At 61.8% G+C, this 12,502-nt stretch carries 11 protein-coding genes; 1 reads left to right on the top strand and 10 read right to left on the bottom strand.

All coding sequences use genetic code 11. The features are described from left to right. Positions 1-20: 20 nt before the first annotated feature. Genes VFB05_RS03110 through VFB05_RS03090 form a run of 5 tightly spaced genes read right to left on the bottom strand, consistent with a single transcriptional unit; the run spans position 21 to position 5,130 of the window. Complete coding sequence (locus VFB05_RS03110) at positions 21-590, bottom strand: NMCC_0638 family (lipo)protein (protein ID WP_325008663.1); 570 nt, start codon at positions 588-590, stop codon at positions 21-23. Positions 591-613: 23 nt separating this feature from the next. Beyond that, positions 614-1,354 (bottom strand): amino acid ABC transporter ATP-binding protein, encoded by a 741-nt coding sequence (locus VFB05_RS03105; protein ID WP_325008661.1) that lies wholly within the window; start codon positions 1,352-1,354, stop codon positions 614-616. A 12-nt stretch (positions 1,355-1,366) separates the two neighbouring features. Further along, on the bottom strand, positions 1,367-2,890 hold the full coding sequence (locus VFB05_RS03100) for an amino acid ABC transporter permease (protein WP_325008659.1): 1,524 nt from the start codon (positions 2,888-2,890) through the stop codon (positions 1,367-1,369). After that, positions 2,887-4,092: an amino acid ABC transporter permease gene (locus VFB05_RS03095; RefSeq protein ID WP_325008657.1), complete on the bottom strand. Its 1,206-nt coding sequence runs from the start codon at positions 4,090-4,092 to the stop codon at positions 2,887-2,889. Before VFB05_RS03095 ends, VFB05_RS03100 begins: the two co-directional genes overlap by 4 nt. Positions 4,093-4,113: 21 nt before the next feature. After that, positions 4,114-5,130, bottom strand: a complete 1,017-nt coding sequence (locus VFB05_RS03090; protein ID WP_325008655.1) for an amino acid ABC transporter substrate-binding protein — start codon at positions 5,128-5,130, stop codon at positions 4,114-4,116. Between the two features lie 327 nt (positions 5,131-5,457). On the opposite strand from VFB05_RS03090, the gene metC reads away from it, so the two are divergent. Next, positions 5,458-6,648 carry a cystathionine beta-lyase gene (gene metC, locus VFB05_RS03085; RefSeq protein ID WP_325008652.1) on the top strand — a complete coding sequence of 397 codons (1,191 nt, stop codon included), beginning with the start codon at positions 5,458-5,460 and terminating at the stop codon, positions 6,646-6,648. Here metC and VFB05_RS03080 read toward each other — a convergent pair. From VFB05_RS03080 to pbpC, 5 genes are read right to left on the bottom strand one after another with little or no spacing between them, the layout of a single operon-like run. After that, complete coding sequence (locus VFB05_RS03080; RefSeq protein WP_325008650.1) at positions 6,645-6,983, bottom strand: lipid-A-disaccharide synthase N-terminal domain-containing protein; 339 nt, start codon at positions 6,981-6,983, stop codon at positions 6,645-6,647. The two genes, metC and VFB05_RS03080, sit on opposite strands and share 4 nt — an antisense overlap. Further along, complete coding sequence (locus tag VFB05_RS03075) at positions 6,977-7,726, bottom strand: glycosyltransferase family 2 protein (protein WP_325008648.1); 750 nt, start codon at positions 7,724-7,726, stop codon at positions 6,977-6,979. The genes VFB05_RS03080 and VFB05_RS03075 overlap by 7 nt, the downstream gene beginning before the upstream one ends. Positions 7,727-7,771: 45 nt before the next feature. After that, positions 7,772-8,608: a phosphatase PAP2 family protein gene (locus tag VFB05_RS03070; RefSeq protein WP_325008646.1), complete on the bottom strand. Its 837-nt coding sequence runs from the start codon at positions 8,606-8,608 to the stop codon at positions 7,772-7,774. Position 8,609: 1 nt separating this feature from the next. Further along, complete coding sequence (locus tag VFB05_RS03065) at positions 8,610-10,352, bottom strand: glycosyltransferase family 39 protein (protein WP_325008644.1); 1,743 nt, start codon at positions 10,350-10,352, stop codon at positions 8,610-8,612. 51 nt (positions 10,353-10,403) lie between these two features. Next, positions 10,404-12,452, bottom strand: coding sequence for a penicillin-binding protein 1C (gene pbpC, locus VFB05_RS03060; protein ID WP_325008642.1), 2,049 nt, complete (start codon positions 12,450-12,452; stop codon positions 10,404-10,406). Between the last annotated feature and the right edge of the window lie 50 nt (positions 12,453-12,502).

Here is a 12,502-nt window from a genome sequence, read left to right as displayed (position 1 = left end):
TGCTGCAGCGGCCGCAGCGATTATTGAACCCTGATTTGGCGCACCAGCCGCACGGCGAATCGATCGGTTGCGTTGGTCACAAACAGCATCAGCGACTCGGCTGGCTTGCCGCGGCCACGATCGATGATCCACTGATGGACTTCTGTGGGAAAACCGCCCAGCTTCATGTTTTGCGCTGGTAGCGCCTTTAGGCTCGCTCCCGACTGCGTTGTGATCCACGTGTCGAGTAACAGGGAAAATGGGGCCAAAACATCAGGTGTCGTGGTGTCGGTTTTGCGTATCGCGCAGGCGTGAAAGGGCGGCATCTCTATCGTCAGCAAGTATCGACCCCGCGCCGTTTCCTGAATCCAGCCCTGCCCTGGATCAGCGCCGAGCAGTTGGTGAATCATAGTATCCGACATGACTGTGAGCCGCTTGTCGGCCGCGAATTGTTGAACGGCGCTGTCGTCCGGGAATTTTTGCAGGCATACCGCGGCGAACATCTCGATCAGTTCCGCTCCCGCCCCTTCCGCGGCTTGAATAGGCGCGGCATTGAGCGCAACGACAGCGGCGAGCGCAACGCCCCAGACGCGGGTAATGTACCGGCCCATGCGCGGCCTTCCCTTTGAAAGACTCACCGCAGGATCTGGCTGAGGAAGAGCTTGGTCCGCGCATGCTGCGGGTTGGCGAAAAAGTTTGCCGGCGTGTTGGTCTCGATGATCTGGCCGGCATCCATGAACACGATTCGGTTCGCGACTTCGCGCGCGAATCCCATTTCATGGGTCACCACGAGCATGGTCATGCCCTCTTTGGCGAGGTCGACCATGGTGTCGAGCACTTCCTTCACCATTTCCGGGTCGAGCGCCGAGGTCGGCTCATCGAACAGCATGACCTTGGGATTCATCGTCAGCGCACGCGCAATCGCCACCCGCTGCTGCTGGCCGCCGGACAGCTGGGCCGGATATTTGCTGGCCTGATGCGGGATCTTCACCCGCTCGAGATATTTCATTGCCGCCGCCTCGGCATCCTTTTTCGGCATGTGGCGAACCCAGATCGGTGCGAGCGTGCAGTTCTCGAGCACCGTGAGATGCGGAAACAGATTGAAGCTCTGAAACACCATGCCCACTTCGCGCCGGACTTCGTCGACGCGCCGCAATTGCGGACCGAGTTCGATGCCGTCGACGACGATCCGCCCCTCCTGAAATTCCTCGAGCGCATTGATGCAGCGGATGAAGGTCGACTTTCCCGAGCCGGAAGGACCGCAGATCACGATGCGCTCGCCTCGCGCCACATCAGTGTCGATGTCGCGCAACACATGGAAGTCACCATACCATTTGTTGAGCTTTGCAATGCCGACGATCGGATCTGTGGTCATGACATTTCTCGGTTACTTACGATGAGCATTCAGTCTGTTCTCGACGAACAGTGAATAGCGGGACATTCCAAAGCAGAAAGTGAAGTAGATCATTCCGGCAAAAGCAAATCCGGTGAACAGGGTCGAGGGCGTGGCCCAGACGGGGTCGGCGAATGAGGCGTGCACCTGGCCCAGCAAATCGAACAGTGCCACGATCGATACCAGCGAGGTATCCTTGAACAGGCCGATGAAGCTGTTGACGATCCCCGGAATGACATGGCGCAGCGCCTGCGGCATCACGATCAGCGCAGTGGTCTTCCACCACGAGAGGCCAACGGCCTTGGCCGCCTCCACCTGGCCGCGCGGGATCGCCTGCAATCCGCCGCGGATCACTTCAGCCATGTAGGCGCCGGAAAACAGCGCGATACCGATCAGCGCGCGAACCAGGCCGTCGATCTTGAAATTGCCCGGCATGAACAGCGGCAACATATAGGTTGCAAAGAACAGCACGGTAATCAGCGGAACGCCGCGCCAGATTTCGATAAACCCGATCGAAAAGAAACGGATGAGCGGGATCGTCGAGCGTCGGCCCAGCGCCAGCGCGATTCCGATCGGCATGCAGGTGACGATGCCGGTGACTGAGACCACCAGCGTGACCAGGAAGCCGCCCCAGAGGCCGCTATCGACGAGAGGCAGCCCGCCGCGGTCGAGGCCCATCAGCGCGATCACGAGACCGGCGCCGATAAATGTCGCGATACAGCCGAGCAAAATCCGCCATCCCCTGAGAAAGCCACCGCTCAGCAGGAACAGGATCAGCGAGACGACAACCGCAGTCACGGCGAAATCGACCCAGACTGCGCGGGACGAACTCTGGATTTGGCCGTTCAGCCAAACCAGCGGCCAGATCAGTCCCGAAACCGCCGCCCCGATCCAAACGATCAGCTTGCCCAGCAATTGCAGCAGCAGCCCGATGACGGCGATCGCCTCGCCGGCGCGCGCGAGCTTGCTGCCGAGATCACTGACGCCGTCGGCAAACCACGACAGAAGTCCGGTGACCCAGCTGACGCCAAATCCCTTCACACCGCCGCCGCGCAACAAGAAAAAGGCGACGACCGGGAACGCAAGGAAAAACAGGCTGGCATTGAGTCCCTTGGCTGGCAGCCTCGGGATCAGCAGCGGCAGCAGCAGAACCGCAGCTAGAAAGAAAGTCAGATTGACCCGCCAGCGCTCCTGCTCGGGATAGAAGCCATAGATGAACTGACTGAACTTCGCCTCGACGAATGGCCAGCAAGCCCCCACGGGATGCCCGACCTTGTCGGCAAGGCAGGCGGTACGGTCTTTCCCGCTCCAGACCGCATCCACCAGCAGAAACTGGATCGTCGGAATGACCGTTACCCAGAGCAGGAGAATGCAAACGACGGTGAGCAGAATATTGGTCGGCGAATTGAACAGGCGCGCGCGTAAGAAGCCGACCAGACCGGTCACCTTGACCGGTGCGGTCCGCTCCGGAATGAGCTCCTGCCGAACGAATGAGGATGATGCGGCCAGATCGCTCATGCGCCCATGCTCCGGCCGATCCGCCAATTGTAGAAACTCATGATGACGCTCGTGACCAGCGAGATCAGGAGATAGACGCCCATCGTGATGCCGATGATTTCGATCGCCTGCCCGGTCTGGTTCAGCGATGTGCCTGCAAATACGGAAACCAGGTCGGGATATCCGATCGCCACCGCAAGCGACGAGTTCTTGGTCAGGTTGAGATACTGGTTGGTCAGTGGCGGCAGGATCACGCGCAGCGCCTGCGGCACCACGATCAGCCGCAACGTCGCGCCCCGCGACAGCCCGAGGGAGGAGCCGGCTTCCATCTGCCCTTTATGAACCGCCAGGATTCCGCCGCGAACGACCTCGGCGATGAACGCGCCCGTATAGGTCGACAGCGCCAGCGTTAAAGCGACGAATTCCGGGATAATCCGCGAACCACCGGCAAAGTTGAATCCCCTGAGCACCGGTATTTCAAAGCTGACGGGCGCACCGAATACCAGTGCGGCGAGCAGCGGCAATCCGATCAACATCGCAACGATGTACGGCCAGATCGTTATCATCTGGCCGGCTCGAAACAACAGGCGGCGCGCATAGAATCGCAACGACAGCGAAGCCGCAATCGCGACGAGAAGCGCGACCACGACGGCGTCCAATCCGCTTTGTGCGATCGGTGTCGGAACGACAAGCCCGCGATTGGAAAGGAAGATGACGCCGAACAGCGAAATGCTTTGCCTGGGCGGCGGGAGCGCGCTGAGCACCGCGAGGTACCAGAACAGGATCTGAAACAGGAGCGGGATGTTACGGAGAAGCTCGACATAACCGCCGGAAACGCGCGACAGCAGCCAGTTCGGCGACAGGCGTCCGAGCCCAACCAGAAATCCGATCAATGTCGCGAAGAAGATGCCGATAACCGATACGAGCAGCGTGTTGAGCAGGCCGACGACGAAGACCCGCGCATAGGTATCCGACTGGTTATATGGAATAAGGCTCTGATTGACGTCAAAGCCCGCATTGTTGTTCAGAAATCCGAAGCCGGCGGCAATCCGCTGCGTCTCCAGATTGCTACGGACGTTATCGACGACGGCGTATGCGATCCAGGCGAGTGCGGCCACAAACAGGACCTGAAGGACAAAGCCCTTCCAGCCCGCACCGCCACCGAGGACCTGCCGCAATTTCGCGGCAAGCTGCCGCGGCGGAGGTCGTGGCCCGATACTCATCGTTTCAGCTGCTTCGTACGATCAACGAATCGGCGGCGCGTACTGAATTCCGCCCTTGTTCCAGAGCGCGTTGAGGCCGCGGGCGATCTTCAGAGGCGAACCGGCGCCGACATTGCGATCGAAGGACTCGCCGTAGTTGCCGACGGCCTTGATGATCCGGATCACCCAATCCTTGGTCAGGCCGAGCTGTTCGCCGAAATTGCCATCGGTCCCGAGCACCCGTTTCAATTCCGGCTTCTCTGATTTCGCCATCTCGTCGACATTCCGTTGGGTCACGCCAAGCTCTTCGGCGTCGACCATGGCAAACAACACCCATTTGACGAGATCGAACCACTGATCGTCGCCATGACGGACCATCGGGCCGAGCGGTTCTTTCGAGATGATTTCCGGAAGGACGATGTGATCGTCGGGACTGGCCATCTTGAGACGATAGGAATAAAGCCCCGACGCATCGGTGGTGAAGGCATCGCAGCGTCCGGACTCGTAGGCCTTGACGGTTTCGTCCGCGCCGGCAAAGGCCACCACCTCATATTTCATGTTGTTGCTTTTGAAGAAGTCGGCGAGATTCTGCTCGGTGGTGGTGCCGGTCTGCACGCAGACTGACGCGCTGTTCAGCTCGAGCGCTGAATTGACCTTGAGCGACTTTTTCACCATGAAGCCTTGCCCGTCGTAATAGGTCACGCCGGTGAAATTCGCGCCAAGGGTGGTATCGCGCGAGAGCGTCCAGGTCGTGTTGCGCGACAGCAGATCGATTTCGCCGGATTGCAATGCGGTGAAGCGATCCTTCGCCGACAGCGCCACGAATTTGACCTTGGTCGGATCGTTGAAGATGGCGGCGGCGACCGCGCGACAGACGTCTACATCTATTCCGGTCCAGTTGCCCTTGTCGTCGGGCGCCGAAAAGCCGGGCAAGCCCTGGCTGACGCCGCAGGCCAGCATGCCGCGCTCCTTGACCGTCTTGAGCGTCTGGGCAGTCGCGGATTGCATTGAAAAGCTGGTGGCAAGGGCAAGGGCGAAGACGAGAGAGACGCGTTTCATGGCGAGGCCTTTCGAAGGTCTTCCGGGAACGATGGCATATCGAAGCAACGCAAAAGACGGGCCAGCCGATCATCCGCCGTCGCAAAGGCCGATCCCGGCAGCAGGTTTGCCGCCCAATTCCGGTCCAGATGCGAAGCGTCGGTCGCGGCAGGCCCCTCAACACTGCGGCGATTTGCAGGTCACATCACAGAACGACTGGCGGGCCGGGTCAAGGGGTTGACGCCGGTCTTCCCTGCCCTGCTATTAACCAATGAGCCGTCTTCCGCCGTTTCGCAAACTCTTCATATTGCCTGCGGCCGGATGACCACAAAGGAGAGAGCAACGACCATGAGCTCCGGTGACGATGACAGGACCATTCTACTGAAGGCCGAAACCGCGCTGGTGACCGCCGGACGCGACACCAAGGCGCAGAAGGGCTTCGTCAATCCGCCGGTCGTCCACGGCTCCACCGTGCTCTACCCGACGGCGGACGACCTGCACGCCCATCGCGGCGAGTTCCAGTACGGCCGCCACGGCACGCCTACGACGAAAGCGCTACAGCAAACGCTGATGGCACTTGAAGGACCGCAATGCGCGGGCGTCGGCATCGCGCCGTCGGGCCTTGCGGCGATCACCACCACCCTGCTCGCGGTACTGAAGGCCGGCGACCATCTTCTGGTCTGTGACAACGTTTATCGGCCCTCGCGCAATTTCTGCAACGGCATGCTGGCGCGCTATGGCGTCGAGACCACCTATTTCGATCCGTTGATCGGCTCTGGGATAGCCAGCCTGTTCAAGCCGAACACCAGGGCCGTGCTGATCGAGGCGCCCGGTTCCCAGTCCTTCGAAATGCCCGACCTTCCCGCGATTGCCTCCGCGGCCCGCGCGCATGGGGCGATCGTGATCGACGACAATACCTGGGCAACGCCGCTGTTTCACCGCTCGCTGGAGCAAGGCGTCGACATCAGCGTTCAGGCCGCCACCAAATACATCGGTGGGCATTCCGACATCATGTTCGGCACGATTTCGGCCAATGCAAAAACATGGCCGGCGATCCAGGAATCCATCCGCCTGCTCGGCGTTTGCGCCGGCCCCGATGACGTTTTCCTCGCGATCCGGGGCTTGCGGACGCTGGCGGTGCGGCTCGCGCAGCACCATCGCTCGGGACTGGAGATGGCGGGGTGGCTAGCCAAGCGGCCCGAGGTCTTGCGCGTCCTGCATCCCGCGCTTGAGAGCGATCCGGGTCACGCCATCTGGAAACGGGATTTTACTGGCGCATCAGGCCTGTTCGGCGTGGTTCTTAAACCAGTGCCGCAGACTTCGGTCGACGCCATGCTCAATTCCCTGAAGCTGTTCGGCATGGGCTATTCGTGGGGCGGCTTCGAAAGCCTGATCATTCCTTTCGACTGCACGAACTATCGCACGGCAACCAAATGGGCGCCCGGTGGCCCGACGCTGCGGCTGCATATCGGCCTGGAAAATGTCGAGGACCTGAAGGCGGATCTTATCCGCGGATTTGAGGTCCTGAACGCTACCTAATGATCCAGCGTCTCCGACCCCTTCGCGTGGTTCTTGAAGATCAGCATCACGTTGCGGATATAAATGATGTTTGAAGCCAATTGGCCGATGATGATGACTGGCTCGCGCTTGACGAGGCCATAGATCAGCGTCAGGAAGCCGCCGCCGATCGAGAAGAACCAGAACGCCAGCGGCACCACGCTTTTCCCCGCCCGTTCGCTCGCGATCCACTGCACCAGGAAGCGCGCGGCAAAGGCAAGTTGCGCAATCAGGCCGAAGGCGAGCCAGAAGTCGAATTTCGCGACAAAGATGTCGTAGATGTAGTCGCCGAGGGCCTGACCGTACTGGATCAGCATGATGTCACCTCGGTTACATCAGGCGTCGGCTTCTTGCGGCGGATCAGCCACCACACGCCCCCGAGATCCATGATTCCGATCCAAAGCCGGTCGAAAAAACCGTAGTTCGAAACGCCGGCGTGGCGCGGCCGGTCGATCACATCGACATAGACGATCTCATATCCCTCGCGCCGCACCAGCGCCGGCAGAAAACGATGCAGGCCGTCGAAATAAGGTAGCGCCAGGAATACCTCGCGCCGGAATGCTTTCAGGCCGCATCCGGTGTCGCGCGTGCCATCATGAAGGATGGCGCTGCGGATACCGTTGGCGATGCGCGATTGAAGCTTCTTGAAGCCCGTATCCTTGCGTCCCACCCGTTGGCCAGCGGCGAGGCCGGTGAGTTCGCCACCCAGCTCGATGGCTGAAATCAACTTGGGCAGGAAGGCCGGATTATTCTGGCCATCGCCATCCAGCGTCGCGACGATCGCGCCGCGCGCGGCGCGAACACCGCTGCGCACCGCCGCGGATTGGCCCGTGGAAACGGCGTGGCGCAACTGACGCAGATTGTTGCGTTCCCCCATGATGGCCTTCAGCCGCTCCGCGGTTGCGTCCGTCGAGCCGTCATTGACGTAGATGATTTCGTAATTCCAGCGGCCATCGAGGGCGGCGGCGATCTCCGTGATCAGCGGTACGATATTGTCGGCCTCGTTGCGCACGGGCACAACGATGGAGACGGCAACTGTTGCTGTGTCAGAGGAAGGCAATTCGCACCCGTTGGCATAGGCCGGCGGCCCGCCGGTCGCTCGCTTCTATGGGCCGGATGGGCCGGCGGCAACCCCTTTCAGGGGGTCTTCCGCGGCCGGCAAAATCCTGCCCGCCTCGCCGATCGTAAATCCGAGCGCGCGGACGGCGAACCAATAGCGCACGAACATCGCGCCTATGATTCCGATTGTCGCGCCAGCCACAACGTCACTCGGGTGATGCGCCAGCAGCACAAGCCGCGTGAACGCAATGACGAGCGCATACGCGATCATCAAGCCACGCAATCGTGGCCAGATCGCTGCGATCGCGAATGCCAGCGCAAAGGCCGTAATGGCATGCGCCGACGGAAAGCTCGCATGCGCCCCTTCTGTTCCCCCAAACGGCGTGAAGTTGAAAGCATTGGCCTGCCCTCCCACAAATGGACGGCCGCGACCGGCGATCCATTTCACAAGCTCGCCGAAGGCAAGTGGCACTGCGATGGCGAGCCAAATGAATTGCAGGCGCAAACCGGTGGCGAGTAACCGGCGTCGCGAGGACCCGTGCAGCGCAGGCGCCATGAGCGTCACAACGAGCAGCAGGATGGCTGCAAGCGAGAGAACAATCGTGTCTTTGCCAAAATCGGTCAAAACCTCAAATGGCCAGAGGCTTGGCGTCTTGCGCGGCGGCATCAGCGCGATTTCGCGCGCATCGACCCAGATCATCAGCACGACGATCAGTATTCCCGCGGAAACGGCCGTGACCAGACAATGACGCGCCAGCCGCCGCGCGGCCTCGGTGCGATCGGTTTGCGAAGGCGAACGTGCCAATTGCGTCGCCCAGGTCGAAACGACCAAGGCAAGGCGCGTCAGATAACCGGATTGGTCGGCGCCCGACGGGATCGACATCTTACTCGGTGCCTTCCGAGCGGAAGATCGCGATCGAAATCGCCCGCCCCTGCGAGATGTTGTAGCCCTCGATGCGGGTGGCAACATCGTAACGCAGGCCAATCGCCTCGGCGCGCTGGGCGAAGCTGCGCTCTGCCTTCTGCTCGATCAAGGCAAACCGGCAGCTGCCCTGCGCGAGGAAATCGGCCGCTCCTGATCCGTCGGTCAGCAGCGTCGACGTCCCGGTCATGAAGACAAGGCTCGGCTCATGAAAGCCGGCAGCTGCCGCCTTCGGCCCGACGCAGACGACATTGCGAAGAGCGCGTGCGACCTCGGCACTGGGGAACAGTGGCGTCAACGCCGGCACCACGACGCCGTAGACGGCAAAGGCGAGGAACAGCGCCGCAACCACGGCGTTCAGCAACGAGCGTTCGGCGCGGTTGTCGTCGTAGAGCCACCAAGCAAACAAGCCGAAGATCAAGGCCACTGCCATGAAGGGCCACGCCAGAAACACGGGCTGGCGCATCACGGTGACCGCACCGACAACTGCGGCGAGCGATGCGAGCGCCGGAATGACAAACCACCACGCTGCCCCGCTGGTCAGCCATGAACGCGACAATACGCGCCTTTCGAGCGCACCAACGGTGAGGATCGCGATCGCCGGATAAAGCGGCAAGACATAGTGCGGCAGTTTGGTCAGCACCACCTCGAACACGATCCAGGATGGGATCAGCCAGGCGAGAAGAAATTGAGCGCCCGGCTCGCGCCTCGCTCGCCAGACGGCAGGAGCGGCCATCGCCGCAAGCGGCGCGCCCGGCCAGAAGGTCAGCCAGAACAGCAGCAGATAGAGACCGGGCGGCATACCGTGCGATTCCTGCGCGGCGAGTTTGCTCAGCATGTCGCCGCCGATTGAATCGGCGAAGAATGCATCGCCCGCTCGCCAGAAGATCGCGACAAACCAGGGCAACACGAGAATAAGCAGCCAGATCAGCCCCCAGACTGGCCGAAGCCGCGAGAGCCATGCCGCCGAGCGATCGAGAAAAGCGAGCGTCAGGATCGTCAGACCGACGAACATCAGGATCAGCGGTCCCTTGATGAGGATGCCGCCGGCAAGCGCTGTCCAGAAAATCACCGGCCACGACCACGGCGGATGAGGATCATCGTCGCCGCGCTGCCACGACATGTAGGCGCGCGCCAACGCACCCATCGCCGCCACGACCGTCAACAACAGCATCGCGTCCGTCTTGGCGAGCCGCGCTTCGACATTGAGCAGCACTGAACTTGCGATAATGAGCGCCGCCAGGATGGCGCCGCGCCGGGTGACAAAGGCCAGCGCCGCCCAATAGGTCAGGAGCACGGCGCCGAGCGCGCCGATCAGTGACGGCACGCGATAAACCCAGATGCGGACCTGGGCGCGCGGCAGGCCCAACGCGGAAGCCGTTTCGACCGCTGCGGCCTGCATCCAGTAGATCCCGACCGGCTTCTTGTAGCGCACGTCATCCTGAAAGCGGATGTCGACGAAATCGCCGCTCTCGACCATTTGCTTGGTGGCCTGCGCAAAGCGCGCTTCGTCGCGGTCGATCGGAGGAATGCTGAAGAAGCCGGGCAGGAATAACAAGAATCCGCACAGCACCAGAAATGCCACTGATCGGACGTGGCTCGCGGCTGCGAAATCCAGGAGATCGACTAATCGGCTGCCGCGATCAGCCTTCTTTTGAGGCTCGCGCGGCTGTCCAAAACGGGGGCGGGCATAGGTCTCACTCATCGGTTCCGCATACGCTGAAAACGACGTCGCGACAACCGCTTAGCTGACTATCTACTGAATTCTGATGACAACTGTGTCCGCCGCACCCTTGGCGTCGATGACGGTCAATCTCGCGAAGCCCGGACCGGGTGAATCGACCAGCCGTTGACGGCGGTTGTCGAGTTCCCCAACCGAAACCCCGTTCACCAACATGGTGATCGGAAGCACGCCACCCGCCACTTTTACCGGCATGGCCGCCGACATCCCATCCCCACCAGAGGCGTCGATCCGGGAACCATCGATCGGGAACTGAATGTGCGGCGCGCGCTCGCCGTCAGTTCGCACCAATTCACCGAGCGGCCGATAGCGCCGCAACGGCAGCGGCAATTTGGCGTTGCTGGCGATTAGCGTGCCCCTCGGCGGCTTTGGCAGAGTTGACGGCAATTTGCCGGTGCGGGCAAAGGCGTCGAACAGGATCGGCGCCGCAGCCGTGCGGCCGGCGATCCCGGGAACCGGCGCGCCATCGGGGCGGCCGACCCAGACGCCGATGGTCATTCGGCCGTCGAAGCCGATCGACCAGGCGTCGCGATAGCCGTAGCTCGTGCCGGTCTTGAAGGCGATCCGGTTGTGAACGCCATTTTCCGGCGGCGGTGTTCCCAAGAGCACATTGCCGACCTGCCATGCCGCGACCTGGTCCAGCAATCGCTCCGGTTCCCGCTCTTCGCCGCGCCGGCTTTCGATTTCGCGCAACGGCCTGACATTACCGAGCCGCGCCAGTCCGGAATACAGCTGCACGAGATCCTGCAAGGTGATGCCGACGCCGCCAAGGCCCATCGCCAGCCCCGGCGTCTCGTCTTTCGGCAGCACCAAATCAGCCCCCGCCTGCTTGAGCCGCGAGGAGAGCCGGCTGGCGCCGACCCGATCCAGCAAGGCAACGGCGGGCACGTTCAGCGACATTTGCAGCGCCTTGCGCACCGGAACCGTGCCCTGAAACGTCATGTCGAAATTTTCCGGCGCATAGGAGCCGAAACGGATGGGACGGTCATCGATCAGACTTTCCGGATGAACGAAGCCATCCTCAAACGCCATGCCATAGATGAACGGCTTCAGCGTCGATCCGGGCGAACGCACCGCACGGGTCATGTCGACCTGACCGGCGCGGCGGTCGTCGAAATAGTCTGGCGAGCCGACGCGGGCGAGCACCTCACCACTCGCATTGTCGACCGCGAGGATGGCGACCGAGATATTCGGACCCAGCGCAATCGCGCGGTCATGCGCCAGCGTTTCCAACGACTGTTGCAAGGGTGCATCGAGCGTCAGGGCGACAACGGGTTTGTTCTTCACCGAAGACATCGCTGCATCGGACGAATGCGGCGCCAGGATCGGCATCGGCTTGCGCAGCTTCGGGACGGATACGGCCTTTGCGGCCGCCGCATCGGCATCTGAGACCACGCCGTCCTCGACCATCCGGTCGAGGACGCGGTCGCGGGCGGCCCGCGCCGCATTCGGATAACGGTCGAGCCTGCGATTTTCCGGCGATTGCGGCAGCGCCACCAGGAGCGCTGCTTCCGAAAGTGTCAGCCGCTTCGGCTCCTTGCCGAAATAGGCGATCGAGGCGGCGCGAATGCCTTCGAGGTTGCCGCCATACGGCGCCAGCGTCAGATAAAGATCAAGGATCTGATCCTTGGTCATGTCGTGTTCGATTTCGATCGCGCGCACCATCTGTCGGAGCTTGGCGTGGATCGAGCGCTGCCGCCGCGGCTCCATCAATCGGGCGAGCTGCATGGTGATGGTGGAACCGCCGGATACGATGTGACCGCGGGTGGCCAGTTGAACCGCCGCACGCCCCAGCGCCAACGGATCGACGCCGGCGTGCGAACGAAACCGATGGTCTTCATAGGCGAAGAGCAGCTTGAGATAGGTCGGATCGACCTCGGTTGCGGCATGGACCGGTAGCCGCCAGCGGCCGTCCGCCATCGCATAAGCGCGCAGCAATTTGCCGTGACGATCGACAATCGTGGTCGAGACTTCGCGCGCCTCACCAATAGGAAGCGGTCCGAGCGAGGCCACCCAACCGGCGAACGTCGCCGCGATGGCGAGGCCGATTGCCGTCAGCGTCATCCATCGCGCTCGCCTCGTTCGGCGAACTGGCTCGACCACCACGCTTGCCT

It is taken from the genome of Bradyrhizobium sp., assembly GCF_035652035.1.
Lineage (GTDB): Bacteria > Pseudomonadota > Alphaproteobacteria > Rhizobiales > Xanthobacteraceae > Bradyrhizobium.
The sequence above is the reverse complement of the archived record's forward strand: the minus strand, read 5'-3'. Positions and strand labels throughout refer to the sequence as shown.